The 25,797-nt window shown below is 55.1% G+C and carries 22 protein-coding genes, 7 tRNA genes and 1 pseudogene; 2 read left to right on the plus strand and 28 right to left on the minus strand.

The features are described from left to right. Nucleotide 1: 1 nt before the first annotated feature. From mrdB to leuS, 8 genes are all read right to left on the minus strand, one after another. Nucleotides 2–1,114 (minus strand): peptidoglycan glycosyltransferase MrdB, encoded by a 1,113-nt coding sequence (gene mrdB / locus D9980_RS01330; protein ID WP_021805334.1) that lies wholly within the window; start codon nucleotides 1,112–1,114, stop codon nucleotides 2–4. 8 nt (nucleotides 1,115–1,122) lie between these two features. After that, entirely contained in the window at nucleotides 1,123–3,018 is a 1,896-nt protein-coding gene (gene mrdA, locus D9980_RS01335) for a peptidoglycan DD-transpeptidase MrdA (protein ID WP_121606183.1), read from the minus strand. Between the two features lie 38 nt (nucleotides 3,019–3,056). Continuing rightward, nucleotides 3,057–3,527: a 23S rRNA (pseudouridine(1915)-N(3))-methyltransferase RlmH gene (rlmH, locus tag D9980_RS01340; protein ID WP_004949595.1), complete on the minus strand. Its 471-nt coding sequence runs from the start codon at nucleotides 3,525–3,527 to the stop codon at nucleotides 3,057–3,059. Between the two features lie 3 nt (nucleotides 3,528–3,530). Further along, nucleotides 3,531–3,848, minus strand: a complete 318-nt coding sequence (gene rsfS, locus D9980_RS01345; protein ID WP_021180005.1) for a ribosome silencing factor — start codon at nucleotides 3,846–3,848, stop codon at nucleotides 3,531–3,533. 183 nt (nucleotides 3,849–4,031) lie between these two features. After that, nucleotides 4,032–4,694: a nicotinate-nucleotide adenylyltransferase gene (nadD, locus tag D9980_RS01350; protein ID WP_121606184.1), complete on the minus strand. Its 663-nt coding sequence runs from the start codon at nucleotides 4,692–4,694 to the stop codon at nucleotides 4,032–4,034. Then, nucleotides 4,684–5,718: a DNA polymerase III subunit delta gene (gene holA / locus D9980_RS01355; protein ID WP_024483202.1), complete on the minus strand. Its 1,035-nt coding sequence runs from the start codon at nucleotides 5,716–5,718 to the stop codon at nucleotides 4,684–4,686. Before holA ends, nadD begins: the two co-directional genes overlap by 11 nt. Further along, nucleotides 5,715–6,278, minus strand: a complete 564-nt coding sequence (gene lptE, locus D9980_RS01360) for an LPS assembly lipoprotein LptE (protein ID WP_024483201.1) — start codon at nucleotides 6,276–6,278, stop codon at nucleotides 5,715–5,717. The genes holA and lptE overlap by 4 nt, the downstream gene beginning before the upstream one ends. Before the next feature lie 14 nt (nucleotides 6,279–6,292). Beyond that, nucleotides 6,293–8,875: a leucine--tRNA ligase gene (gene leuS / locus D9980_RS01365; protein WP_121606185.1), complete on the minus strand. Its 2,583-nt coding sequence runs from the start codon at nucleotides 8,873–8,875 to the stop codon at nucleotides 6,293–6,295. Nucleotides 8,876–9,392: 517 nt separating this feature from the next. Here leuS and D9980_RS01370 point away from each other — a divergent pair. Continuing rightward, nucleotides 9,393–9,875, plus strand: coding sequence for a zinc ribbon-containing protein (locus D9980_RS01370; RefSeq protein WP_121606186.1), 483 nt, complete (start codon nucleotides 9,393–9,395; stop codon nucleotides 9,873–9,875). 53 nt (nucleotides 9,876–9,928) lie between these two features. Here the strand turns inward: D9980_RS01370 and D9980_RS01375 are convergent, their stop codons facing one another. From D9980_RS01375 to miaB, 12 genes are all read right to left on the minus strand, one after another. Then, entirely contained in the window at nucleotides 9,929–10,324 is a 396-nt protein-coding gene (locus tag D9980_RS01375) for a hypothetical protein (RefSeq protein WP_121606187.1), read from the minus strand. A 428-nt stretch (nucleotides 10,325–10,752) separates the two neighbouring features. Further along, the gene (gene rihA, locus D9980_RS01380) at nucleotides 10,753–11,685 is read right to left on the minus strand and encodes a pyrimidine-specific ribonucleoside hydrolase RihA (RefSeq protein WP_024483198.1); all 933 of its coding nucleotides are present in this window, start codon (nucleotides 11,683–11,685) and stop codon (nucleotides 10,753–10,755) included. A 271-nt stretch (nucleotides 11,686–11,956) separates the two neighbouring features. Then, entirely contained in the window at nucleotides 11,957–12,682 is a 726-nt protein-coding gene (locus D9980_RS01385; protein ID WP_021179998.1) for an amino acid ABC transporter ATP-binding protein, read from the minus strand. Beyond that, nucleotides 12,682–13,356, minus strand: coding sequence for a glutamate/aspartate ABC transporter permease GltK (gene gltK / locus D9980_RS01390; RefSeq protein ID WP_021805327.1), 675 nt, complete (start codon nucleotides 13,354–13,356; stop codon nucleotides 12,682–12,684). The genes D9980_RS01385 and gltK overlap by 1 nt, the downstream gene beginning before the upstream one ends. Beyond that, nucleotides 13,356–14,096, minus strand: coding sequence for an amino acid ABC transporter permease (locus D9980_RS01395; RefSeq protein ID WP_121606188.1), 741 nt, complete (start codon nucleotides 14,094–14,096; stop codon nucleotides 13,356–13,358). Before D9980_RS01395 ends, gltK begins: the two co-directional genes overlap by 1 nt. A gap of 207 nt (nucleotides 14,097–14,303) precedes the next feature. Then, entirely contained in the window at nucleotides 14,304–15,200 is an 897-nt protein-coding gene (locus tag D9980_RS01400) for an amino acid ABC transporter substrate-binding protein (protein WP_065686407.1), read from the minus strand. 363 nt (nucleotides 15,201–15,563) lie between these two features. Then, complete coding sequence (gene lnt / locus D9980_RS01405; RefSeq protein WP_024483195.1) at nucleotides 15,564–17,093, minus strand: apolipoprotein N-acyltransferase; 1,530 nt, start codon at nucleotides 17,091–17,093, stop codon at nucleotides 15,564–15,566. 7 nt (nucleotides 17,094–17,100) lie between these two features. After that, nucleotides 17,101–17,979 (minus strand): CNNM family magnesium/cobalt transport protein CorC, encoded by an 879-nt coding sequence (corC, locus tag D9980_RS01410; protein ID WP_024483194.1) that lies wholly within the window; start codon nucleotides 17,977–17,979, stop codon nucleotides 17,101–17,103. A gap of 81 nt (nucleotides 17,980–18,060) precedes the next feature. Further along, nucleotides 18,061–18,534 (minus strand): rRNA maturation RNase YbeY, encoded by a 474-nt coding sequence (ybeY, locus tag D9980_RS01415; RefSeq protein ID WP_024483193.1) that lies wholly within the window; start codon nucleotides 18,532–18,534, stop codon nucleotides 18,061–18,063. After that, nucleotides 18,531–19,586 (minus strand): PhoH family protein, encoded by a 1,056-nt coding sequence (locus D9980_RS01420; RefSeq protein ID WP_024483192.1) that lies wholly within the window; start codon nucleotides 19,584–19,586, stop codon nucleotides 18,531–18,533. Before D9980_RS01420 ends, ybeY begins: the two co-directional genes overlap by 4 nt. 237 nt (nucleotides 19,587–19,823) lie before the next feature. Beyond that, nucleotides 19,824–20,159 carry a zinc ribbon domain-containing protein YjdM gene (locus D9980_RS01425; RefSeq protein ID WP_021179990.1) on the minus strand — a complete coding sequence of 112 codons (336 nt, stop codon included), beginning with the start codon at nucleotides 20,157–20,159 and terminating at the stop codon, nucleotides 19,824–19,826. Between the two features lie 93 nt (nucleotides 20,160–20,252). After that, nucleotides 20,253–21,677 carry a tRNA (N6-isopentenyl adenosine(37)-C2)-methylthiotransferase MiaB gene (gene miaB / locus D9980_RS01430; RefSeq protein ID WP_121606189.1) on the minus strand — a complete coding sequence of 475 codons (1,425 nt, stop codon included), beginning with the start codon at nucleotides 21,675–21,677 and terminating at the stop codon, nucleotides 20,253–20,255. 176 nt (nucleotides 21,678–21,853) lie between these two features. On the opposite strand from miaB, the pseudogene ubiF reads away from it, so the two are divergent. Further along, a pseudogene (gene ubiF / locus D9980_RS01435) lies at nucleotides 21,854–23,034 on the plus strand (3-demethoxyubiquinol 3-hydroxylase). 89 nt (nucleotides 23,035–23,123) lie between these two features. Here the strand turns inward: ubiF and D9980_RS01440 are convergent. From D9980_RS01440 to asnB, 8 genes are all read right to left on the minus strand, one after another. Further along, nucleotides 23,124–23,198: transfer RNA gene (locus D9980_RS01440), tRNA-Gln, on the minus strand. An 18-nt stretch (nucleotides 23,199–23,216) separates the two neighbouring features. Beyond that, a tRNA-Met gene (locus D9980_RS01445) sits at nucleotides 23,217–23,293 on the minus strand. Nucleotides 23,294–23,322: 29 nt separating this feature from the next. Beyond that, nucleotides 23,323–23,397 (minus strand) — tRNA-Gln (locus tag D9980_RS01450). Nucleotides 23,398–23,440: 43 nt separating this feature from the next. After that, a tRNA-Gln gene (locus D9980_RS01455) sits at nucleotides 23,441–23,515 on the minus strand. Between the two features lie 41 nt (nucleotides 23,516–23,556). Beyond that, a tRNA-Gln gene (locus tag D9980_RS01460) sits at nucleotides 23,557–23,631 on the minus strand. A gap of 30 nt (nucleotides 23,632–23,661) precedes the next feature. Continuing rightward, nucleotides 23,662–23,746, minus strand: a tRNA-Leu gene (locus tag D9980_RS01465). A 9-nt stretch (nucleotides 23,747–23,755) separates the two neighbouring features. Further along, nucleotides 23,756–23,832 (minus strand) — tRNA-Met (locus D9980_RS01470). 217 nt (nucleotides 23,833–24,049) lie between these two features. Continuing rightward, nucleotides 24,050–25,714 (minus strand): asparagine synthase B, encoded by a 1,665-nt coding sequence (asnB, locus tag D9980_RS01480; RefSeq protein ID WP_121606190.1) that lies wholly within the window; start codon nucleotides 25,712–25,714, stop codon nucleotides 24,050–24,052. Nucleotides 25,715–25,797 lie beyond the last annotated feature (83 nt).

Raw genomic sequence — 25,797 nt, forward strand, 5'->3', positions numbered from 1 at the left:
CTTATAGATTTTTAGACAACATTTTCCGATGCGTGTGGATCGACATCACGATGCCGAACCCAGCCATGAGTACGATCAGCGCCGAACCCCCGTAACTGACCAAAGGCAAAGGTACGCCAACTACCGGTAAAATGCCACTGACCATACCAATGTTAACAAACACATAGACGAACAGGATCAGCATCAGCCCACCGACCATTACGCGGCCAAAGGTGGTCTGTGCCCGGGCGGCGATCATCAGCCCGCGGATAATCACCAGCAGATACAGCACCAGCAGCACCAGCACGCCGATCAGGCCAAGTTCTTCTGCCAACACCGCGAAGATAAAGTCGGTGTGGCGTTCCGGCAGAAATTCGAGCTGAGACTGAGTGCCGTGCAGCCAGCCTTTACCCGATAGGCCGCCAGAGCCGATGGCGATTTTCGACTGAATAATATGGTAACCAGCCCCTAACGGATCGCTTTCCGGATCGAGCAGCATCATCACGCGGTCACGCTGATAGCCGTGCATCAGGAAGAACCACAACACCGGGATAAAGGCGGCCAGCGCTACGGCAGCCACGGCGATCAGCTTCCAGCTCATCCCCGACAGGAACAGCACAAACAGGCCTGAGGCTGCGATCAGGATCGAGGTGCCCAGATCGGGCTGTGCGGCAACCAGCAAGGTGGGCAGGAAGATCAGCACCAGCGCGATGCCGGTATTCTTCAGCGAAGGCGGGCACACGTCACGGTTCATAAAGCGTGCCACCATCAGCGGCACGGCGATCTTGGCGATTTCCGAAGGCTGGAAGCGCACAAAGCCCAGATCCAGCCAGCGCTGTGCGCCTTTACTGATTTGGCCAAAGGCATCCACCAGGATCAGCAATATCACGCAGAAAATATACAGGTAGGGTGCCCAGCTTTCATAAACCCGTGGCGGGATTTGCGCCATCACGCCCATCACGATCAGCCCCATCAGGATCTGGCCGATTTTGCGCTCCATCATGCCCATATCCTGGCCGCTGGCGCTCCACATCACCACGGCGCTGTAGATCAGCAAGGCCAGAATAAACAGCAGGAATGTCGGGTCGATATGGATTTTGGTCCAGATAGAGCCCTTTTGTTGGCTTTCAGTCATGTTCTACCTTAATCACCTTCTATACCTGGCGGCAGCGGTTCCGCATCCGGTAATTGCGTATTGTTGTCGCCCAACAGGATGTGGTCGAGGATCTGGCGGGTAATGGTGCCTACCGCCGGGCCTGAACCGCCGTTCTCCAGAATGATGGCCACCGAAACCGTTGGGTTATCGTAGGGTGCGAAGGCTGTCATCAATTTATGGTCTCGCAGGTGCTCAGCGAGTTTGTGGGCGTTATAGGTTTCATAGCCGAATACCTGCGCGGTACCCGATTTTGCCGCGGCTTTATACGGTGTTTTGTCAAAGAACTTGCGCGCCGTGCCGTTAGGCCGGTTGGCAACGCCGTACATGCCGTCTTTGGCTATTTCCCAGAAGCCTGAATGGATATCGCCGATCTGCTTGCTCTCTTTTTGCTTGAACGGCACCAATACGCCGTTGATCTTGGTACTTTGCAGCAGATGCGGATCTTTGACGTTGCCGTCGTTAATCAGGGTGTTCAGCGCCTTGGACATCTGGATCGGCGTAGCGGTCCAGTAGCCCTGGCCGATGCCCACCGGAATGGTGTCGCCCTGATACCACGGTTTCTTGTAACGTTTGAATTTCCAGTCGCGCGTTGGCATCAGGCCGGAACGCTCTTCGGAAAGATCGATACCGGTATATTCGCCGTAGCCGAATTTGGTCAGCCAGGTGGACAGGCGATCGATCCCCATGTCGTACGCTACCTGATAGAAGTAGGTATCCGCAGATTCCTCCAGCGCTTTGGTGACGTTGAGGCGGCCATGGCCCCATTTTTTCCAGTCGCGGAAGCGTTTCTCTGATCCAGGCAATTGCCACCAGCCCGGATCGAACACGACGGTATTTTTGGTGATCACCCCGGCACTGAGAGCGGAAACGGCAATATAGGGTTTAACCGTGGAGGCTGGAGGGTATACCCCTTGGGTGGCACGGTTGATCAGTGGGCGGTTTGGATCGTTGAGCAGCCCCTGATAATCCTTGTTGGAGATGCCATCAACAAACAGGTTGGGATCGTAGCTAGGGTTGGAAACCATCGCCAAAATTCCCCCGGTGCGCGGATCGCTGACCACCACGGCGGCACGGCTACCGACCAGCAACTGCTCGATATAGCGTTGCAGGTTGAGATCCAGCGTCAGATAAACGTCTTTACCGGCGGAAGGCGGTTGTTCATGTAATTGGCGGATCACTCGGCCACGGTTGTTGACTTCAACCTCTTCATAGCCGGTTTTGCCATGCAGGACATCTTCATAGTAACGTTCGATACCCAGCTTGCCGATATCATGGGTGGCGGCATAGTTGCGTAGCTGGCCGTCTTTGTCCAGGCGCTCGAGGTCGCGGTCGTTAATTTTCGACACGTAACCGATCACGTGGGTGAGGGCAGACCCATAAGGATAATAGCGGCGTTGATAGCCTTTGACTTCCGCACCAGGGAAGCGGAATTGATTGACGGCAAAACGGGCCACCTGCACTTCGGTCAGCGGGGTTTTCACCGGGATCGAGACGAAACGGCGCGAGCGCTTGCGCTCTTTTTCAAAGTTGGCGATATCGTCGTCGGTGAGATCGACCACCGGGCGCAAGGCATCCAGCGTGGCTTTCAGATCGTCCACCTTCTCCGGCATCAGTTCCAACTGGTAAATGGTGCGGTTAAGCGCCAGCGGCGTGCCGTTGCGATCGTAAATTATGCCGCGGCTGGGGGCGATAGGCAGCAGCTTGATGCGGTTTTCATTGGAGCGGGTGCGGTAATCTTCAAAACGCACGATTTGCAGATTATACAGATTGGCAATCAGGATGCCTGTCAGCACCAGAATGATAAAAAACGCCACCACGGCGCGGCGTACAAACAGGGCGGACTCGGCCGTATAGTCGCGAAAAGGGTTACGTTCTATTTTCATCCCGCTGCTTTTTTTCACTCTGTTACTGTCACCACCGGTTACTCCCGGTGGTAAGGATGATTTGTAGTAATACTCCAGGCGCGGTAGAGGCTCTCTGCCACCAAAACACGCACTAAAGGATGCGGTAACGTTAACGGGGAAAGCGACCAGCTTTGCTCAGCGGCGGCTTTACAGGCCGGAGCCAGCCCCTCAGGGCCGCCAATCAACAGGCTGACGTTGCGGCCATCCTGTTTCCAGCGTTCGAGCTGTTGTGCCAACTGGGGCGTTTCCCACGGGGTGCCTGGGATATCCAACGTAACGATGCGGTTACCTTTGCCCACCGCTGCCAGCATCTGCTCGCCTTCCTTTTCCAGAATGCGTTTGATATCCGCATTCTTGCCGCGTTTGCCCGCCGGGATCTCGGTCAGTTCAAACGGCATATCTTTCGGAAAGCGATGCAGGTAATCCATAAAGCCGGTCTGCACCCAGTCGGGCATTTTGGTGCCGACTGCAACCAATTGCAGTTTCACCGCTTAACCCCAGAGCTTTTCCAGTTCGTACAATTGGCGACTTTCTTCCTGCATCACGTGCACGATCACTTCGCCCAGATCGACCACTACCCAATCGGAAACGGCCTGGCCTTTCATACCATACAGTTCCATACCGGCATCGCGGGCTTCTTGCACGACGTGTTCGGCAATCGACATCACATGACGGCTTGAAGTGCCGGTACAGATGATCATGCAGTCGGTGATGCTGGATTTGCCCTGAACATCCAGAGCGACAATATCTTGGCCTTTCATGTCATCAATTTTATCGATAACGAAATCTTGGAGCGCTTTACCTTGCAAAGGTTCCCCCTCGGGTTGTTCTGTTCATCAGGAAGCTGAGGGCAACTGCCCAAAGTCACTGGCCTGAATCGTGATGGTTTCGGCAGGATGCCGCTGAAAGCCTGCTGGTTTTGCCCAGCTAGCCAAGATCCTTGGGGTTTTCAGCGGATACCTGAAAAATAGCGGCGCAGTATAGCATGCGGCCTATCGATATAAACCCTGTAACTCGATATAACGCTGCACCGGGCGCGGCAGCAAATCGTCACAGCTGATGCCTTGGTGACGGCGCTGGCGTATCTCGGTGGCGGATATCTCCAGTAATGGGGTATCAGCCAGGTAGATAAACCCGTGCGGCTGGCGGCTGAGCAGGGCGGCATCGGTGATCTGGTGCTGTTCCAGCCAGCGTTGCAGCTCTGGCGTATCCATCTGCTGGTTATAACCCGGGCGCGCCAGCACCAACAGGTGGCAGAAGTGCAACAGGTCTTGCCAGCGATGCCATTTGTGCAGGCTCAGCAGTGAATCCTGGCCAATAATAAACGCCAGAGGCGCTGCGGCGCCACGTTCTTTACGAATCGTTTCGAAAGTCTCGATGGTGTAAGACGCGGTGGTGCGGTGCAATTCGCGATCGTCCACGGCAAATAACGGATTACCGGCGATGGCCAGGTTGACCATGGCTAGCCGCTGCTGCGCGTTGGCCTCCGGCTGTGGCCGATGAGGAGGCACATGGTTGGGCAACAACGTGACCTTCTCAAGGCCGACCTCTTCAGCCAAGGCCGCCACCGGGCGCAGATGGCCGTAGTGGATTGGGTCAAAAGTGCCACCGAAAAAGGCGTGCAGGGTATGCGGCTGTTGCGGGCTAGTAGGCATCGGTGACACTCGTCGCCAGAGGTTTGCCGCAAAGCAGCATCGACAGGGTTTCCAGCTCCGGCCAAACCGACTGGCCGTAGTCTTTCTTGAGGGTGAGCTCAATTTGCGCCAACAGGTGCACCGCCTGCCGCAATTGTTGACCCGACAGGCGTTGCAGAGCCTGAGTGATAAGGCTGCGGCGGTTTTGCCAGACCTTGAGCTGATCGAATAGCGTACGCAGTGGGGTGTGCGCCATGCGGCGTTGCAGGTTCAGCAACATCAGCAGTTCCCGTTGCAGGGTGCGCAGCAAGATCACTGGCTCGACATCCTCTTGCTGGAGTTGCCGCAAGATATGCCAGGCACGTTTGCTTTTGCCTGCCAGTAGGGCATCCAGCCAGTGGAACGGGCTGAAGTGGGCAGCATCGTTTACCGCCTGCTCTACACGGGGCAGCGTCAGTTTACCATCGGGGTGCAGCAGCGAAAGTCGTTCCAACGCCTGCGAAAGTGCCAGCAGGTTGCCTTCATAGCAGTAACACAGTAGTTGATTGGCTGCGTCATCGAGATCCAACTGCATGGATTTGGCTCGCTGGGCGACCCAGCGCGGTAGCTGTGCCTGTTCCGGCGTTTGGCAACTGACCATAACGCCATTAGCGCTGAGTGCCTTGAACCAGGCGCTGTTCTCCTGGGCTTTGGTCAGGCGCGGGCCGCGCAGTACCAACAGGATATCGTCATGCAGCAAAGCCGCCAGCTTGACCAGTTGCTCGCCGATCGGGGCCGTTGGGCCGTTCTCGGGGAAAATCAGCAGCAGGGTTTGCCGGCTGGCAAACAGGCTCATGGCCTGGCAGATGCTGAAGATGGCATCCCAGTCGGTATGGACATCAAGGGAAATGCTGTAATGCTCGGTGAACTCTTGCTGTTGGGCGGCCTGGCGGATCAGATCCTGGCTTTCCTGCAGCAACAAGGGTTCATTACCGCTCAATAAATAACAAGCGCGCAGCCCCTCTCGGAGCTGCGCGGCAAGTTGTTCAGGATAAAGACGGATCATTGTGCTGGGGTACTGGCCGCTTTTTCACCAGCGATAGCGGCTTTTTCTTGCGTTTCTTGCACCGCCGCGTGTACTGCCAGCATCTTACGCAGAATTTGCTGGGCAGCCTGCTCACGCATTTCCTGCATGATGATGTCCTGCTCGGAGTCTTTGGCCAGCGCAGTCAACGGGTTATCAAAGAACGAACGGAACACTTTGACGTTGATCGGGTAAATATCATGCCCCGGGATCAGCACCTGAGCCTGCACCGTCATCACCAATTGATACTCCGCCGTTTTACCATCCTGGAAGATCGAAACCGTATCCTGGCTTTGCGTCGAATTGACGATGCGCAGTGACGGGACTTCCTTGTGGGCCGGATCGTATTTGACCACGGTAGCCCCGCTTAGACGCAATTGCTCGCGTACGGCACGGGTCAGTGGGCCAAAGGGATCGTAGCTGTCCAGGATCAGCGTATGCAATTCTGTGGGCACCTGCGCGGTACCGCGCAGATGAAAACCGCAGCCGGCGGTGACAAGCACCGCCAACCCCAGCAACAACGTCAGAATACGAAGTCGCACAAAGCCTCCTTGAGTTAACCCACAACCAGGTTAAGCAATTTGCCTGGAACATAGATCACTTTACGTACCGTGACCCCTTCCAGATATTTGGCCACCAGATGGTCCTGGGCGGCGCGCTCACGTACTTGTTCTTCGGTGGCATCGGCAGGCACGGTGACTTTTGCCCGCACCTTGCCGTTAACCTGTACCACCACCAGTTTGGAATCTTCCACCATGGCGGCTTCGTCTGCCACTGGCCATGGCGCAGTGTCTACGTCGCCTTCGGCGTTCAACGCCTGCCACAGGGTGAAACAGACGTGTGGTGTGAACGGATACAGCATACGTACCACGGCCAGCAAGGCTTCTTGCAGCAGCGCGCGATCCTGTTCACTTTCCTGCGGCGCACGGCCCAGCTTGTTCATCAGCTCCATCACGGCGGCGATGGCGGTGTTGAAGGTCTGGCGGCGGCCGATATCGTCGGTCACTTTGGCGATGGTTTTATGCACGTCGCGGCGCAGGGCTTTCTGATCTTCATTGAGCTCGCTGACGTTCAGTGGCTGAACGGCTCCTTGCCCAACGTGGTCGTAAGCCAGCTTCCAGACGCGCTTGAGGAAGCGGTTTGCCCCTTCAACGCCAGATTCTTGCCATTCCAGCGTCATTTCTGCCGGGGAAGCAAACATCATAAACAGACGCACGGTATCCGCGCCGTATTTCTCTACCATCACCTGCGGGTCGATGCCGTTGTTCTTCGACTTCGACATTTTGCTCATGCCAGCATAGACCAGTTCGCGGCCTTCAGGATCGGTCGCTTTGACAATGCGGCCTTTCTCGTCACGTTCGACGGTGGCATCAACCGGGGATACCCAGACGCGTTCGCCGCTGGTGCCGGTGTAGTAGAAGGCATCGGCCAATACCATGCCTTGGCACAGCAGGCGTTTGGCAGGCTCGTCTGAATCGACCAGGCCAGCGTCGCGCATCAGCTTGTGGAAGAAGCGGAAATACATCAGGTGCATGATGGCGTGTTCGATCCCGCCAACATATTGATCGACCGGCAGCCAGTAGTTGGCCGCAGCCGGATCCAGCATGCCTTTATCGTACTGCGGGCAGGTGTAGCGCGCGTAGTACCAGGAAGATTCCATAAAGGTGTCGAAGGTGTCGGTTTCACGCAGCGCAGGCTGGCCGTTAACGGTGGTTTTTGCCCACTCTGGATCGGCTTTGATCGGGCTGGTGATGCCGTCCATCACGACATCTTCCGGCAGGATCACCGGCAGTTGGTCTTCTGGCGTTGGCATTACGGTGCCGTCTTCCAGAGTGACCATTGGGATTGGAGCACCCCAGTAGCGCTGGCGGGAGACGCCCCAGTCGCGCAGACGGTAGTTCACCTTGCGCTGGCCGACGCCTTTGGCCACCAGCTTGTCGGCGATGGCGTTAAAGCCCGCCAGGTGATCCAGGCCGTCGAATTCGCCGGAGTTGAACAGGGTGCCTTTTTCGGTCATCGCTTCGGCGCTGACGTCTGGCTTGCTGCCGTCCAGGTTCAAAATGACCGGTTTGATCTGCAGATCGTATTTGGTGGCGAACTCCCAGTCACGCTGATCGTGGCCAGGGACGGCCATTACCGCACCGGTGCCGTATTCCATCAGGACGAAGTTGGCTACCCAGATTGGCAGTTTCTCACCACTCAACGGATGAATGGCAAACAGGCCGGTGGCCATGCCTTTCTTCTCCATGGTGGCCATTTCGGCTTCGGCAACCTTGGTGTTGCGGCATTCGTCGATGAAGTCTGTCAGCGCCGGGTTGTTGACCGCGCCCTGCTGTGCCAGCGGGTGACCTGCGGCAACGGCGACATAGGTAGCACCCATAAAGGTGTCTGGGCGGGTGGTGTAAACGGTGACTTTCTCAGCGCTGTCGGCAACGTCGAAGGTGATTTCTACCCCTTCGGAACGGCCAATCCAGTTGCGCTGCATGGTTTTCACCTGCTCTGGCCAGCTTTCCAGCGTGTCCAGGTCGTTGAGCAGTTGATCGGCGTAATCGGTGATTTTAATAAACCACTGTGGGATCTCTTTACGCTCAACCTTGGTATCACAGCGCCAGCAGCAGCCGTCGATCACCTGTTCGTTGGCCAGTACGGTCAGATCGTGTGGGCACCAGTTCACCGCCGAGGTCTTCTTGTAGACCATGCCTTTTTCGTACAGCTTGGTGAAGAACCACTGTTCCCAACGGTAGTAGTCAGGATCGCAGGTAGCGATCTCGCGGTCCCAGTCATAGCCGAAGCCCAGCAGTTTCAGCTGGTTCTTCATATATTCGATGTTGTCGTAGGTCCAAGGGGCCGGTGCGGTTTTGTTTTTTACCGCCGCGCCTTCGGCTGGCAGGCCAAACGCATCCCAGCCAATTGGCTGTAGCACGTTTTTGCCCAGCATACGCTGGTAGCGGGAGATCACGTCGCCAATGGTGTAGTTCCGAACATGACCCATGTGCAGACGACCAGAAGGGTATGGCAGCATGGATAGGCAGTAATACTTTTCCTTGCTGGCGTCTTCGGTAACCTTGAAAGTTTGCTTCTCTTGCCAGTGAAGCTGTACGTTCGATTCTATCTCTTCGGGGCGGTATTGCTCTTGCATGGCGGCCGATGGTCCTGTAGGTGTGTAACAGCTACATCCGTAGCATTCTGTGAGTATCTTTAGATCTGCATAGCATAGCTGATAAGACCTGCCAGCAACAACACCAAGCGGCCCGACTCGACGTATTAAAAAAATATCTGTGCCATGATGTGACTCACAATCTGTCAAAACCTCACCTAGCCAAGCCACATCAGTGATTTACGACTAAAATAATAACGGATAGGCTGTGATTCTCAATTGGGCGTGGTGCCGTCGCAGACACAAAAGCCCGTTATCAAGGCGGAGGGGGAAGGGCATAGTGGGTCTACGTTCAAGTCCGACAACGCAGAGAACGGGTTTTTGGGGCGCGACCCTTTGGGCTGGGGGTCATTTGAGCATGCTGGTACGGTACTCATATTTAGCTCATCAAACCTCATGTCATGTGCTCAAATGACCGCCAGCGGCCCATGGACAATTGAGGGACACAGCCTAATTTTAGGGGAGAAGTCCTGTCGCAGTAGTTCATCGAGGAGAAGCTATGAACAAGGTTGCTCAGTATTACCGCGAGTTGGTGACGTCACTGACGGAACGTTTAAAGAGCGGTGAGCGTGACATTGACCAATTGGTCGCCAGCGCCGAGAAACGTTTGAACGAGGTGGAGGAACTCAGCCGTACGGAAGTGGAGCAGTTGACCCGTGCGGTGCGCCGCGATCTGGAAGAGTTCGCCCGCAGCTATGAAGAGAGCCGGGAGGAATTCACCGACAGCGTATTTATGCGCGTGATTAAAGAAAGCCTGTGGCAGGAACTGGCGGATATCACCGATAAAACCCAGTTGGAGTGGCGTGAGGTGTTTAAAGATGTCAGCCATCACGGCGTCTACCACAGCGGCGAGGTGGTCGGGCTGGGCAATCTGGTGTGTGAGAAATGCCATCACCATCTGGCTTTCTATACCCCGGAAGTGCTGCCTCTGTGCCCGAAGTGTGGTCACGATCAGTTCCAACGCCGGCCGTTTGAGCCTTAATGCGATTTCCCCTCATGTTGCATGAGGGGAATTTACAGCTTATTGAGAAAGCATCACTGGCAGTGAGTTTCTTGGGTGTCGTTTTGTACCAAAGCCACCGCATCTTCTGTCAGAGCGATATTGGTGCCGTCAGCCAGACACAATATCGCATTGGAGAGTTCAGTATCCCCTTTTGCAAAGTCCATAACGGCAGTAGCGCTAGCTTTTTCACCCTCTAAGGTAACCAGATAGTGCTCGCAACCATCCTGACACTGTGGCAGGGCCGAAAACTGACTCAGACCGAGTTCTTCTATGGTCACTTCGCCTAGATGTTCTTTGACGATGCTGTTTTGGTTAAAAGCTAGTGTGGCATCCTGCTTAAGTTCATACCGGACCCAAAAAAACAGTGCAGCGGCCACAATAACGACGGCTAGCAAGCCGATCAGTAACTTGCGAAAATATCCTTTCATTCGTCTCTCCCTGTATCATTGTGGCTGCATTGTCTTGTTTTATCGGACAAAAGTAAACCAGTCCGGGGTTATGGCGCTATGTCGAGATAAAGCCTTGGCGGTTGATATGGGCTAGCACCTTGACGTCGGCGTGATGCATGCGGTGAGTAGCTGATTGTGACGGTACTACAGCTGGGGATTATGCAGAACGCCGACACGCCGTGAACCCGTCCCTGGGGGCTCGCAATCGCGCATCCCTGCGCTCAACGGTCGGCTAACCTGCATGATCCCCACCTGCTACAAGCTTCGGCGTAGCGGTAAAAAGTGAGTTCTGAGTTGTGCTCAGTTGCAGGCGTTAATATGTAACAGGGCTGATGCTGAGGATGTGGTTGAGTTGTGGCACGTTCTGTCCCCTCTCCCTGTGGGAGAGGGGTAGGGTGAGGGGTCATTTAATAACGTGAAACACACTCGACCATCAGATCGATAAAGCCCTGGCGGTTGATATGGGTCAACACCTCGACGTTGGCCGGTTTACCGTTTTGGCCAAACTCATCCACTACCGTCATGCCCACGGTGTATTGACCTTGGGTCTCCACACCCACCCACAGCTCACGGCTTTCAAACAGCTCCGGGGCCAGCAGCCAGGCGATGGTGCAAGGGTCGTGCATGGCGGCACCCGGCAGGCCACGCGGGTGGCTGAGATACAACGGCAGGTAGAAATCGAGCATGCTGGCTACCGCTGCCGCCACCGGATTATTAATGCTGCGGATGCGTTCGATATCCTGCGGTAACACCAATGCCTGATGGGTGACGTTCAATCCGGCCATGGTCAGCGGTACGCCGGATTGCAGCACGATTTCGGCCGCTTCCGGATCGACGTAGATATTGAATTCGGCCACCGGCGTGGTGTTGCCTGCATTCATCCCACCGCCCATAAACACGATGCGTTCAATCTTGCTTTTCAACTCTGAGTGCTGTGACAGCAGCAAGGCAATATTGGTCATCGGGCCGGTGACCACCAGCGTAATCGGCTCTGGGCTGGTACGCAGCAGATCGGCAATCAACTCGACCGCAGTTTGTTTTACAGGCTGGAAATCCGGTGCTGGCAGATGGGTGTTACCCATACCGGTATCACCGTGCACGTAATCGGCAATCACCAGATCGCGCATCAAGGGCTTGGCGGCACCGCCAGCGACCAAGACATCTTGCCGTTGCATTAGCGTCAGCAGGCCAAGGGCGTTATGCAGGGTTTTTTGCGGTGTCTGGTTACCAGCGGAAGTGGTGACGGCTTTAACATCTAACGTAGGGGCGCGTAGTGCCATGGCAAGGGCAATAGCGTCATCAAGACCTGGATCACAATCGATAATAATAGGGCGGGACATCACTTTCTCCTTCAGCGTTATCGTTATACCCGTCATCTTTCAAGCTGCAGCGTTGTTACCTGCGCTATCTCACCCCAGTCACTTACAAAAACGTAAGCTCCTGGGGATGAGATAGCTTGTCGCCTAGCTGCAACTTGAAATCTATAGGGTATTTACGTGTCGTCTTGCTAGCGGCAGCTTTAAGTTCATCGGGGTCTATGAGGATCGGGGGAAAGTGCGAAACAAACAAGCACTATTGATGCGCCCTGGGGGTCAGGGCGCATCTGGTACATCAATGCAGGATTTTGGCCAGGAAGTCTTTGGCACGCTCGGACTGCGGGTTGTTGAAGAAGTCATCTTTATTGGTGTCTTCCACAATCTTCCCTTCATCCATAAAGATCACCCGGTGGGCCACCTTACGGGCAAAGCCCATTTCGTGGGTCACCACCATCATGGTCATCCCTTCCTGCGCCAGCTTGACCATCACGTCCAGCACTTCGTTGATCATTTCCGGATCGAGCGCCGAGGTGGGCTCATCAAACAGCATGGCGATCGGATCCATACACAGCGCACGGGCAATCGCCACACGCTGCTGCTGACCACCAGAGAGCTGCCCAGGGAACTTTTCGGCATGCGCCGACAGGCCCACGCGCTCCAGCAGTTTCAGGGCTTTATCGCGTGAGGCGGCCTTGTCGCGCTTGAGGACTTTAACCTGCGCCAGCGTCAGGTTTTCGATGATCGACAGGTGAGGGAACAGTTCAAAATGCTGGAACACCATCCCCACTTTGGAGCGCAGTTGCGCCAAGTTGGTGCTCTTGTTGTTGACCTGAATGCCGTTAACCTCGATATCGCCTTTCTGGATCGGCTCGAGCCCGTTGACGGTTTTAATCAGGGTCGATTTACCTGAACCGGAAGGACCGCAGACCACCACCACTTCGCCTTTTTTGACTTCGGTGGTGCAGTCGGTCAGAACCTGAAAGTGACCGTACCACTTAGAAACATTTTTCAGGGATATCATCAAACAGTCCTTTTCTTCAAATAGCTTACCAGCGCCGAGGCGGCGAGACTGATAACAAAATAGACCAAACCGGCGAACAGGATCATTTCCACCTGCGTACCGTCACGCTCACCAATGGTTGAAGCGGTGCGGAAGAAGTCGGCCAGGCTAAGTACGTAAACCAGCGAGGTATCCTGGAACAACACGATCCCCTGGGTCAGCAGCAGCGGCACCATGGCGCGGAACGCTTGCGGCAGGATCACCAGCCGCATCGATTGCCACTGGGTCATGCCCAACGCCAGCGAGGCAGAGGACTGACCGCGCGAGACGCTTTCAATACCTGCCCGGATAATTTCCGAGTAGTAGGCGGCTTCAAACAGCGAAAAGGCTACCATAGCCGAGATAAGGCGAATATCGGTTTTCGGTGATAGCCCAAGAACTTGTTGTAATAAGCTTGGAACCACCAGATAGAACCACAGCAGCACCATCACCAGCGGTACGGAGCGGAACAGGTTGACGTACAGCGCCGCAAACCAGCTGATCGGCTTGATCGGCGACAGGCGCATCACCGCCAAAACGGTGCCCCAGAGGATACCGAACACAATAGCCGTCACGGTGATTTTCAGCGTGACGACCAGCCCTTGCAGCAGATACGGGAAGCTTGGGACAATCGATCCCCAATCAAATTGGTACATTATTTACTCCCCATATGGCCAGGTAACTGCACTTTCTTCTCGACAATACGCATAAACAGCATGATGACGGTGTTGATAGCGACATAGGCGAGGGTGATGGCAGTAAAGGATTCATAGGCGTGTGCGGAGTAATCCAGCAGCTTCCCGGCCTGAGCGGCCATATCCACCAGCCCGATGGTTGAGGCAATGGCGGAGTTTTTTACCAGGTTGAGCATTTCCGAGGTCATCGGCGGCACGATCACTCGATAGGCGTTGGGCAGCAGCACGTAGCGATAGGTTTGTGGCAGCGTCAGGCCCATTGCCAGCCCGGCCGCCTGCTGGCCGCGGGGCAGGGATTGGATTGCGGCACGCACCTGTTCGCAAACGCGCGCAGCGGTAAACAGCCCAAGGCACAGCATGGAAGAAACAAAGAATTGCACGTTGGGATCGAGCTCGCTCTTGAACCACATGCCGAGATCGGCTGGGAGTAGCTCCGGCATTACCAGATACCAGGTAAAGAATTGCACGATTAGCGGCACGTTACGGAACAGTTCGACGTAACAGGTACCTAGTGAGGAGAGAAAACGGTTGGGTACGGTACGCAAGATACCGAACAGTGAACCGACAAAGAAGGCAATAATCCATGCACAGACGGAGAGGGCGACCGTAACCTGAAAGCCGGACCAGATCCAGCCCAGGTAGGTGGTATTCCCAAACGGGGCCTGCTGCAGAAAGATACCCCAGTTCCAATCTATTGACATAACGAACTCCGGCAAACAGGTGCAGAACACCTTACAACTAGATACCCGTCGTCTTTCAAGCTACAGCGTTGTTACCTGCACTCACTCACCCCAGTCACTTACCCAAAAGTAAGCTCCTGGGGATGAGTGAGCTTGGTGCCTAGCTGTAACTTGAAATCCATAGGGTATAAACTGGTCAGGCTTTTGAGTTTTACCTTTTTATATTAATTAGTTCAGTGCTTTGTCGTTTGGCTCTTTAAACAACTGCTTCATGTCGTCAGACAGGTCGAAGTTCATGTTGAGGTTTTTCGGTGGAATTGGCTGTTTGAACCAGACCTCAAACCATTTGGCCGCCTGGCCAGAGGTCTGAGCTTGAGCGATAGTTTCATCCACCAGTTTTTTGAACTCTGGATCGTCTTTACGCATCATGCAGCCATAAGCTTCTTTGGACTGCGGAGTGGCAATGATTTCCCACTGATCCGGCTGTTTGGCCTTGGCGCGTTCGCCTGCCAGCAGGGCATCATCCATCATAAACGCCACCGCACGGCCACTTTCCAGGGTGCGGAAGGAATCGCCGTGGTCTTTGGCACTGATGATGCGCATTTTCATCTGATCTTTGTCGTTCAGCTTGTTGAGCAACACTTCGGAAGTGGTGCCTGAAGTGACGACCACGGCTTTACCGGCCAGATCTTTAAAGTCTTTGATGTCGGAGCCTTTCTTGACCAGCAGACGGGTACCGACGACGAAGATGGTATCAGAGAATGCGGCCTGTTTCTGGCGTTCGAGGTTGTTGGTGGTGGAGCCACACTCAAAATCAAAGGTGCCGTTTTGCAACAATGGAATGCGGTTTTGCGAGGTGATCGGCAGCATTTTCACCTGCAGATTGGGCTCGTTCAATTTCTTCTTGATGGCATCAACGATTTGGTTGGAATAGTCCTGGGAGTAACCCACAACTTTCTGCTGATTATCGTAGTAGGAGAACGGAACTGAGGATTCACGGTGGCCAACAACAATCACGCCGTTATCTTTGATTTTCTTCAGCGTACCGGTCAGTTCTTCCGCATGGGCTACGCTACTCGCCATCCCGATCAGCAGTAACGATAACGCCAATTTGCGCATTTGCATGGTCCAACTCCTGTGCTGTTGTGATTGCCCGCACTCAGGGAGGGCGGGTTAATACGGCTGAGCTATAAAGATAGTCCTAATGCCGATTTACGATAGAAAATAACCGATTGTGAACAAGATGAAACTAAGTTGTTTCATTTTTTGCGACATCACGCGCACCAAATGAATGCAAAAAACCCCTGATGCACCACTGGGGTGCGAGACTTGCGCTGGAGTTGTGCACGGATGCGACAAGATGTCAGTTAAAGTAAATCAGCAACGTTCTACAGGGTAATTAAAGCAAGGAGCATGCCAGAAACATCAGAAGGGAAGGGGCAACAAGAAATGAAGAGGGCACGGTAAGGCACCGTGCCCAAAGAGAACTTATCTGCGGCGCCAGCTAATGAGCAGCGCGATGCCACCCAGCAGCACGGTGATGATCCACACTGGCGCAGAGCCAAGACGGGCATACGGCGTGATGCCGGTAGTTGGTGTCACCTTCACTTCCAGCACCTTGCGGGTGAACTGCGGGATGGATGCCAACACTTCGCCGGTTGGGCCAACGACGGCGGTGATACCGTTATTGGTGCTACGCAGCAACGGCCTGCCCAGCTCCAATGAACGCATACGCGCCATCTGGAAGTGCTGCCATGGGCCGATGGAATGGCCGAACCAGGCATCGTTGGACACGGTCAGCAGGAAGTTGGTATCCGGACGGAAGTTATCGCGCACCTGCTGGCCCAGCACGATTTCATAGCAGATGGCTGCCGTCAGGTTGTAACCGCGCACGCTGAGCTGTGGCTGCACATAATTACCACGGCTGAACGAGGACATCGGCAGGTCGAATAACGGAGCCAATGGGCGCAGCAGCGTTTCCAGCGGCACAAACTCACCAAATGGCACCAGGTGATGTTTGTCATAGCGATTGGCTGCCGGGTAGCTGTAAGGCTGTTCCTCGCCAAGCACGATCACGCTGTTGAAGAACTGCGTACCTTGCTGCGTAGCACGAGCGTCCACGATACCGGTGATCAGGCTGCTGTTCTTGGCGCGCATCAGATCGTCCATCATGGTCAGGAAACCGTTCTGATTGCTCTCTACATCGGGAATGGCGGACTCCGGCCAGATGATGATCGGCACTTTGCCCATCAACGGACGGCTCTCATCCAGATAGGTTTGCAGCGTACTGAGCAACGCCTTCGGATCCCACTTCATCGACTGCTCGATATTGCCCTGCACCATGGCGACGTTCACCGCTTTATCCGGCTGCGGCGTAAACCAGTGGATCTGGCGCAGCGGCCACGGCAGTAACAGCATGGCGATAGCAATGACCGCCGGAGTGATGCGCCGCTGATTGAGAGCAAATACCAGCAGGCCGCTGAGGGACATCAGCATCAGCGTGATCGCGTCCACGCCGAGCAATGGTGCAATGCCTTTCAGCGGGCCATCGATCTGGGTATAACCAAATTGCAACCAGGGGAAACCGGTCAGCACCCAACCGCGCAGGAACTCGGTCAGTTGCCATAGAGCCGGAGCGGCAATGGCCAGCCGCCACCAAGTGGTCCGTGGCCAGATCCGCGTCAGCAAACCGGCGAATAACCCGGTATACAGCGAAAGATAGGCGGCCAGCAGCACGACCAGGAAAATATTGATGGCAAACGGCATACCGCCGAAATCGGCAATGCTGACGTAAACCCAGTTCACGCCGCTACCGAACAGCCCCATACCCCAGCAGAAACCGAGCAGGGCGGATTGTTTGGTAGTGCGGTTGAGGGTCACGGCCAGCAGGCCGCACAGCGAAACAATGGCCGCAGGCCAGATATCGTAAGGGGAGAAGGCCAGCGTGCCACAGGCACCGGTCAAAAGCGCCAGCAGGGCGCGAACCCGCTGGCGATCTAGTAATGAGGCTTTAGCCATGTGTAAGTTATTCTTCCAGTTTCGGTTGCGGGGCGTCGTCCGGAATTTTGACATGAACCTGGATGATACGTCGACTGTCGGCCATCGCAACTTTAAAGAGGTAACCTTCGATTTCAATGGTTTCCCCGCGCGCTGGCAGGTGGCCGAAGGCCTGCATCACCAGGCCGCCGATGGTGTCCACCTCATCGTCGCTGAAATGGGTGCCGAAGATGTCGTTGAAGTCTTCGATCGGCGCCAGCGCCCGCACGGTGAACATGTGGCGGCTCAGTTGGCGAACGTCACGATCTTCTTCATCGTCATATTCGTCCTCAATTTCCCCGACAATCAGCTCCAGAATATCTTCGATGGTCACCAGGCCAGAGACGCCGCCGAATTCATCAATGACAATCGCCATGTGATAACGCTGGGAGCGGAACTCCTTCAGCATCCGGTCAACCCGCTTGCTTTCCGGTACCACCACGGCGGTACGCAGCACCTTGTCGATGCTGAACGGCTCGGAGTCTGCGCGCATAAACGGCAGCAGGTCCTTGGCCATCAGAATGCCTTCGATGTGATCTTTATCTTCGCTGATCACCGGGAAGCGCGAGTGGGCGGATTCGATAATCACGTCCAGGCACTCTTCCAGCGTCTGGTTACGCTTGAGCGTCACCATCTGGGAGCGTGGGATCATGATGTCGCGCACGCGCTGCTCGGCAATATCCATCACGCCTTCCAGCATGTCACGGGTATCGGGATCGATCAGGTCGTTTTGCTCGGAATCACGGATCAGCTCTACCAGATCGCCACGGTTTTTTGGTTCACCGTGGAACAGCTGGTTAAGGATAAGAGTAAAGAACCCCTTCTTGGGACTGGGGCTGTCATTGCTTTGTGAATGGTCGTCGCTCATGGCGTTTTAGTTAATATCACTCTATTGAGTTATCAAAATTAGCGACAGCCCCAATCGGGGCTGCGGGGTGCTCAGCTAACATCAGATGGGATCTTTTTCCGCGAGGTAAGGGTCTGGGTAACCCATCTCCTGCATTATCTCGGTTTCCAAAGATTCCATTTCTTCGGCTTCATCGTCTTCGATGTGGTCATACCCTAGCAGATGAAGGCTACCGTGAACAACCATATGCGCCCAGTGTGCTTCCAGCGCTTTCTGTTGTTCAACCGCTTCCTGTTCAACCACTTGACGGCAAATAATCAAATCACCCAACAGCGGCAGTTCGACTTCCGGCGGTGCCTCGAACGGGAATGATAACACGTTGGTGGGCTTGTCTTTACCACGATAGGTCAGATTCAGCTCATTGCTTTCCGCCTCATCCACCAGGCGGATGGTGACTTCGGCCTCTTCCTGAAACTGTGGTAATACCCCTTCCAGCCAGCGCTGGAAGGTGGCTTCATCCGGTAATCCTTCACTGCTGGCGCAGGCAATTTGTAAATCCAGAATAACCTGGCTCATGGTGTTTCCTGTTCGGAGGCAACCGGTGCCTCACGTCTACGTTGTTCGGCGATGGCATCTTTGCGTTTTTGTTCGGCGGCTTCCCAGGCTTCATAGGCGACCACCACACGGGCCACTACCGGGTGGCGCACCACGTCTTCGCTGTGGAAGAAGTTAAAGCTGATCTCTTCCACCTCAGACAGCACTTCCACCGCATGGCGCAGGCCGGATTTCTGATTACGGGGCAGGTCGATCTGGGTCACGTCGCCGGTGATCACCGCTTTCGAATTGAAACCGATACGCGTCAGGAACATCTTCATCTGTTCGATGGTGGTGTTCTGGCTTTCATCGAGAATGATAAAGGCGTCATTCAGCGTACGGCCACGCATGTAGGCCAGCGGCGCAACTTCGATCACGTTACGCTCGATCAGCTTTTCCACGCGCTCGAAGCCCAGCATTTCAAACAGGGCGTCATACAGCGGGCGCAGATACGGGTCGACTTTCTGGCTCAGATCTCCCGGCAGGAAGCCCAGCTTCTCGCCAGCTTCAACCGCCGGGCGGGTCAGCAGGATACGCCGGATTTCCTGGCGCTCCAGAGCATCTACCGCAGCCGCAACCGCCAGATAGGTTTTACCGGTACCCGCCGGGCCAACGCCAAAGGTGATGTCATGGGCGAAAATATTGGCGATGTATTGCGCCTGGTTAGGCGTACGGGGCTTCACCATGCCGCGTTTGGTCTTGATGGTGACCGATTTGCCGTAATCCGGCACGCTGTCTGCCACCTGCTCCAGCACCCGGCTCTCTTTGATGGCCAGGTGGATCTGTTCCGGATCGATATCTGGTGTCACGCCACGGATCGGCGCGGTATCCACATACAGATGGCGCAGAATATCGGCGGCGGCAACCACGCACAGGTTTTTACCGACCAGCTTGAAACGGTTGTCACGGCGGTTGATTTCAATCCCCAGCCGACGTTCGAGTTGTTTGATGTTGTCATCAAACGGGCCGCACAGGCTCAACAGGCGTTGGTTGTCTGCGGGCTCCAACAGGATTTCTTGTGTTGCGACGTTCAAACGATTCCTCAAGGCTCAACAGGGCCTGGTTGATGTCACGTAACGCGATTTCAGCGCGGGCATTCAGGGCAACCCCCGAACAGCTCTACCCTGAATTATTCATGGTGTACCGCACCGGCGCAAGTTTACCTCTGATCTATCTGTGCGCAGTGAAGGGAATTCAAGGGGGGAGGGCGAATACATTCGCCCTGAAATGGTAGGGGGCGCATATATCCGCCCCGTGGTTAACAGCGGAAATCAGCTCTTCTTCACAAATTCGGATTTCAGCTTCATCGGGCCAAAACCGTCGATTTTACAATCGATGTTGTGATCGCCTTCGACCAGGCGGATGTTCTTCACCTTGGTGCCGATCTTCAACATGGAAGAACTGCCTTTGACCTTCAGATCCTTGACCACGGTCACCGCATCGCCATCGGCCAGCAGGTTACCGTTGGCATCTTTGACAATCAGGGTATCGGCATCTTCAACGGCCGCGCTGTCGCTCCACTCATGGGCGCACTCAGGGCAGATGAACAGGGCGTTATCCTGGTAGGTGTATTCGGAATTGCACTTCGGGCAGTGTGGGAGTTGCATTATTGTGTCGCCTCATAATCAAAATAAAAAACAAAATTACCGGACAATGACTGCCCGGCAGAGAAAAAGGAAAATGCCAAGGTGGCGGGGCGATCAGGGTTGGTAGCTACCGACGCCCAGCTCATCTTCCTTACGGGTACGTGCAATCACCGCTTGAGGGGATTGATGCACGCGCAGTTCCATCTGCTGTTCGGTGCGGATCAGGGTACCGCGCAGAGAATTGGTTAACACTTCAGTAATTTCGACGTCGACGAACTGGCCGATCAAATCTGGGGTGCCTTCAAAGTTGACCGTCCGGTTGCATTCGGTGCGGCCAGAGAGTTCCATCAAGCTCTTGCGTGAGGTGCCCTCGACCAGAATACGCTGCACGGTGCCCAGCATACGGCGGCTGAACTGCATCACCTGCTGGTTGATCCGTTCTTGCAGCAGATACAGACGCTGTTTTTTCTCTTCTTCGCTGACGTCGTCAACCATGTCTGCCGCCGGGGTACCGGGACGCGAAGAGTAGATAAAGCTGAAGCTGGTGTCGAAATTCACCTGGGCAATCAGATTCATGGTCTGTTCAAAGTCGGCCTGGGTTTCCCCTGGGAAACCGATAATGAAATCGGAGCTGAACTGGATATTGGGCCGAGCCTGACGCAGCTTACGAATAATCGCTTTGTATTCCAGCGCCGTGTGGGCACGTTTCATCATGGTCAGAATGCGATCTGAACCGCTTTGTACCGGCAGATGCAGGAAGCTGACCAGCTCGGGCGTATCTTCATATACCGCGATAATGTCATCGCTGAACTCAATCGGGTGGCTGGTGGTAAAGCGGATGCGATCGATCCCGTCGATGGAGGCCACCAGGCGCAACAGTTCGGCAAATGAGCAGATGTCACCATCAAAGGTTGCGCCACGATAGGCGTTGACGTTCTGGCCCAGCAGGTTCACTTCACGAACACCCTGGGCGGCCAACTGAGCGACTTCAAACAGGACATCATCGCTTGGGCGGCTGACTTCCTCACCGCGGGTGTAAGGCACCACGCAGAAAGTACAGTATTTGTTGCAGCCTTCCATGATCGAGACGAAGGCGGTTGGCCCATCGGCACGGGGTTCCGGCAGGCGGTCGAACTTTTCGATTTCCGGGAAGCTGATGTCCACGATCGGGCTATGCGAACCGCGCACGTGGTTGATCATCTCCGGCAGGCGGTGCAATGTCTGCGGGCCAAAAACGATGTCAACGCAGGGCGCGCGCTGGCGCAGATGTTCCCCTTCCTGTGAAGCAACGCAGCCGCCGACGCCAATAATCAGATCGGGGTTGTTCTTTTTCAGTTGCCTCCAACGGCCCAACAACGCGAAAACCTTTTCCTGCGCCTTCTCGCGGATCGAGCAGGTATTGAGCAGCAACACGTCCGCTTCTTCAGCGTTTTCAGTCCACTCGAAGCCGTGTGTGCTTCCCAGTAAATCTGCCATTTTCGATGAGTCGTACTCATTCATCTGGCAGCCCCAGGTTTTGATATGTAGTTTTTTCGTCATTGACTTGCCATTACTCAGTGCGGAGAGAAAGTTGCGTTACGCGCCATGCAGGAAGGCCATTGTAATCATTTGGCGCGCTGGTGACCAGCGACGTGGCAGTAGCATGCGACCTGAAGCCAGATTAAAAATCCGGTACACTGAGCCAAGATGCCTAATTAACCAAAAGTATAGCCAAAATGAACACTTCTCAAAAACGCTTTGATGCCGTGGTGGTTGGCGGTGGGATGGTAGGAGCCGCCGCCGCGCTGGGGCTGGCTCGCGCTGGGTTGTCGGTCGCTTTGTTAGAGCACGAGGCTCCCGAGACGTTCGATCCCCAAAGCCCGCCGGACCTGCGGATCTCCGCTATTGGTTGCACTTCCGTTGGCTTGTTGAAGCAGCTCGATGCCTGGCCTGCGGTATTGCAGATGAGATCGGCACCGTATCGCAGGCTGGAAACCTGGGAATGGGAGTCCTCTCGGGTGGCGTTTGATGCGGCCACGCTGGGGCTGCCAGAGTTGGGTTTCATGGTCGAGAACCGTATTTTGCAGCTCGCCTTATGGCAGCAGTTGGCGCAGTGCGAGAATTTAACGCTGTACTGCCCTGCAAGGCTACAGGCGATGCATCGAGCCGATGACCAATGGCAGGTGACGTTAAGCTCGTCAGAGACCCTACAGACGCGTTTGGTGGTGGGTGCCGATGGTGCTCACTCACAGGTACGCAAGATGGCGGCGATTGGCACCAGCGGTTGGCAATACCGCCAGGCGTGTATGTTGATCACCGTGGAAACCGATCAACCGCAGCAGGATGTGACCTGGCAGCAATTCCTTCCCTCTGGCCCACGCGCGTTCCTGCCGCTGTACGACCAGTGGGCAACGCTGGTGTGGTATGACAGCCCGCAGCGTATTCGCCAGTTGCAGGTGTTACCTATGGCGCAGCTCGAACAAGAGATTGCGGCAGCTTTCCCATCCCGCTTGGGGCAGTGAAGGCTCATGCCGCCGGATCTTTCCCACTGGTGCGCCGCCACGCGCAACGCTATGTGCAATCCGGGCTGGTGCTACTCGGCGATGCCGCGCATACCATCAACCCGCTGGCCGGGCAGGGCGTGAACCTTGGCTATCGCGATGTGGATGCGTTACTGGAGATCGTAGCCGACGCCCGTGAGCAGGGAGAGGATTGGGCTAGCGAAGAAGTGCTGATGCGCTATCAGCGCCGTCGTCGCACCGATAACCTGCTGATGCAAAGCGGCATGGATCTGTTCTATACCGCCTTCAGCAATAACCTGGCTCCGCTGGGCGTGGCGCGCAATCTGGCACTGATGGTGGCGGAAAGGGCGGGCAAGCTGAAAGAGCGGGCGCTGAAGTATGCATTAGGTCTGTGATGACGTGGGGCGCCGCATGTTGCGCCCATTAATCCAAACGCAGAAACTCAGAAAAGCAAAAAGCCCGCCGAAGCGAGCTTTTCTAAATTTGGCTGGGGTGCCAGGATTCGAACCTGGGTATGCTGGTATCAGAAACCAGAGCCTTACCGCTTGGCGACACCCCAATTGTAAAGCAGAAAGCATGGTGGCTACGACGGGATTTGAACCTGTGACCCCATCATTATGAGTGATGTGCTCTAACCAGCTGAGCTACGTAGCCATTTTATGTTGCTGGTTAACGGTGTTGTATGGCTGGGGTACCTGGATTCGAACCAGGGAATGCTGGTATCAAAAACCAGTGCCTTACCGCTTGGCGATACCCCAATAACACAATTAACTTTTTTTACTGCGCCCCATCCTGAAAAGATGGCTGGGGTACCTGGATTCGAACCAGGGAATGCTGGTATCAAAAACCAGTGCCTTACCGCTTGGCGATACCCCAATAGCATAATCAACTTTTTTACAGCGTTCCATCTGAAAAGATGGCTGGGGTACCTGGATTCGAACCAGGGAATGCTGGTATCAAAAACCAGTGCCTTACCGCTTGGCGATACCCCACCTGCTGTATGCGCGACTGATGAAAGAAAATGGTGCGGGAGGCGAGACTTGAACTCGCACACCTTGCGGCGCTAGAACCTAAATCTAGTGCGTCTACCAATTTCGCCACTCCCGCAAAAAAGATTGGTGGCTACGACGGGATTCGAACCTGTGACCCCATCATTATGAGTGATGTGCTCTAACCAACTGAGCTACGTAGCCATCTTTTTCGCTCAACCTTCATCGGCGTTGCGGGGCGCATTATGCGTATATGGCCGATTTGCGTCAACTAGTTTTTTCCCGAAAAAGCGACTGGGCGGCTTGTTTGTCTGGGTTGTGAACAGTATGGTGATAAAAACGGCAATTCGGAGGGTTAGCGGTTGAAAACATCCACAAAAAAGCGGGCCATCAGGCCCGCCAAAGGTAAAACGGTGACGGTTTACTTATAGGCTGATTGGTGTACGCCTACGGCACGGCCTGATGGGTCATCCATCTTTTTGAAGGATTCGTCCCATTCAATGGCTTTTGCCGATGAGCAGGCTACGGAAGGGCCGCCAGGGACACATTCCGCCGCGCTCGGCAGTGGGAACAGTTCTTCGAAAATCTCGCGGTACAGGTAGCCTTCTTTGCTGTTTGGCGTGTTGTACGGGAAGCGGAAACGTGCGGTTTCAAGCTGTTGATCGCTAACCTGCTTGGCAGCGACTTCTTTTAGCGTATCGATCCAGCTGTAACCGACACCGTCGGAGAACTGCTCTTTCTGGCGCCAGGCCACGCTAGCTGGCAGATAAGACTCGAAGCATTGGCGAATAATGTGCTTCTCCATCTTGCCGTTGCCACACATTTTATCCTGCGGGTTGATGCGCATCGCCACATCCAGGAAGTTTTTATCCAGGAACGGCACGCGGGCTTCTACCCCCCAGGCAGACATCGCTTTGTTGGCACGAGCGCAGTCGTACATATGCAGCGCCAGCAGTTTACGCACGGTTTCCTCGTGGAATTCTTTGGCATTTGGCGCCTTATGGAAGTACAGGTAACCACCGAACACCTCATCGGCCCCTTCGCCAGACAGCACCATCTTGATGCCCATCGCTTTAATCTTGCGCGACATCAGATACATCGGCGTGGAGGCGCGGATGGTGGTGACGTCATAAGTTTCGATGTGGTAGATCACATCGCGGATGGCATCCAGGCCTTCCTGCACCGTGAAGTGGATTTCATGATGGACGGTGCCAAGGTGGTTAGCGACCTCTTGGGCTGCGCGCAGATCCGGGGAGCCTTCCAGCCCGACGGCGAAGGAGTGCAGCTGCGGCCACCAGGCTTCACTGCGTTCATCATCTTCTACCCGGCGGGCGGCATATTTTTTGGTGATGGCAGAGATCACCGAGGAATCCAGCCCGCCGGAGAGCAGTACGCCGTAAGGCACGTCGGACATCAGGTGGCTTTTGACCGACTCTTCCAGTGCGTTGCGCAGAGCGTTGGCATCGGTGACGTTGTCTTTGACGTTGTCATAGTCGAACCAGTCGCGCTGGTAGTATTCGCGGATTTCACCGTCCTGGCTCCACAGGTAGCTGCCCGCCGGGAATTCCTTAATGCTACGGCAGACCGGCACCAGCGCCTTCATCTCAGAAGCGACATACAGGTTGCCGTGCTCATCGTGCCCCATATACAACGGGATGATGCCGAGGTGGTCACGGCCAATCAGGTAAGCGTCTTTTTCCGTGTCGTATAGGGCAAAGGCGAACATACCTTGCAGATCGTCAAGGAAGTTCGGGCCTTTTTCCTGATACAGCGCCAGGATCACTTCGCAGTCGGAGCCAGTCTGGAATTGATAATGCTCACCCAACTGCTGACGCAGGGCCTGATGGTTATAAATTTCACCGTTAACCGCCAATACGTGGGTGTGCGCAGCGTTGTACAGCGGTTGGGCACCGTTATTCACGTCAACAATCGACAGGCGCTCGTGAACCAGAATGGCTTTATCGCTGGCGTAGACGCCGGACCAGTCTGGGCCGCGATGGCGCATCAGGCGCGACTGTTCCAACGCTCTTTTACGCAATTCAACCGGATCGGACTTCAGATCGAGCACACCGAAAATAGAACACATACAAACTCTCCTAACGACATTTTATGGCGGTGATGTGATGTGCAGCGCGCCTGTAAGATCAGTAACGGTGCGGCTTTGCTGCC

The sequence above is a fragment of the Serratia sp. 3ACOL1 genome (genome assembly GCF_003668775.1).
In the GTDB taxonomy this organism is placed as follows: domain Bacteria; phylum Pseudomonadota; class Gammaproteobacteria; order Enterobacterales; family Enterobacteriaceae; genus Chania; species Chania fonticola.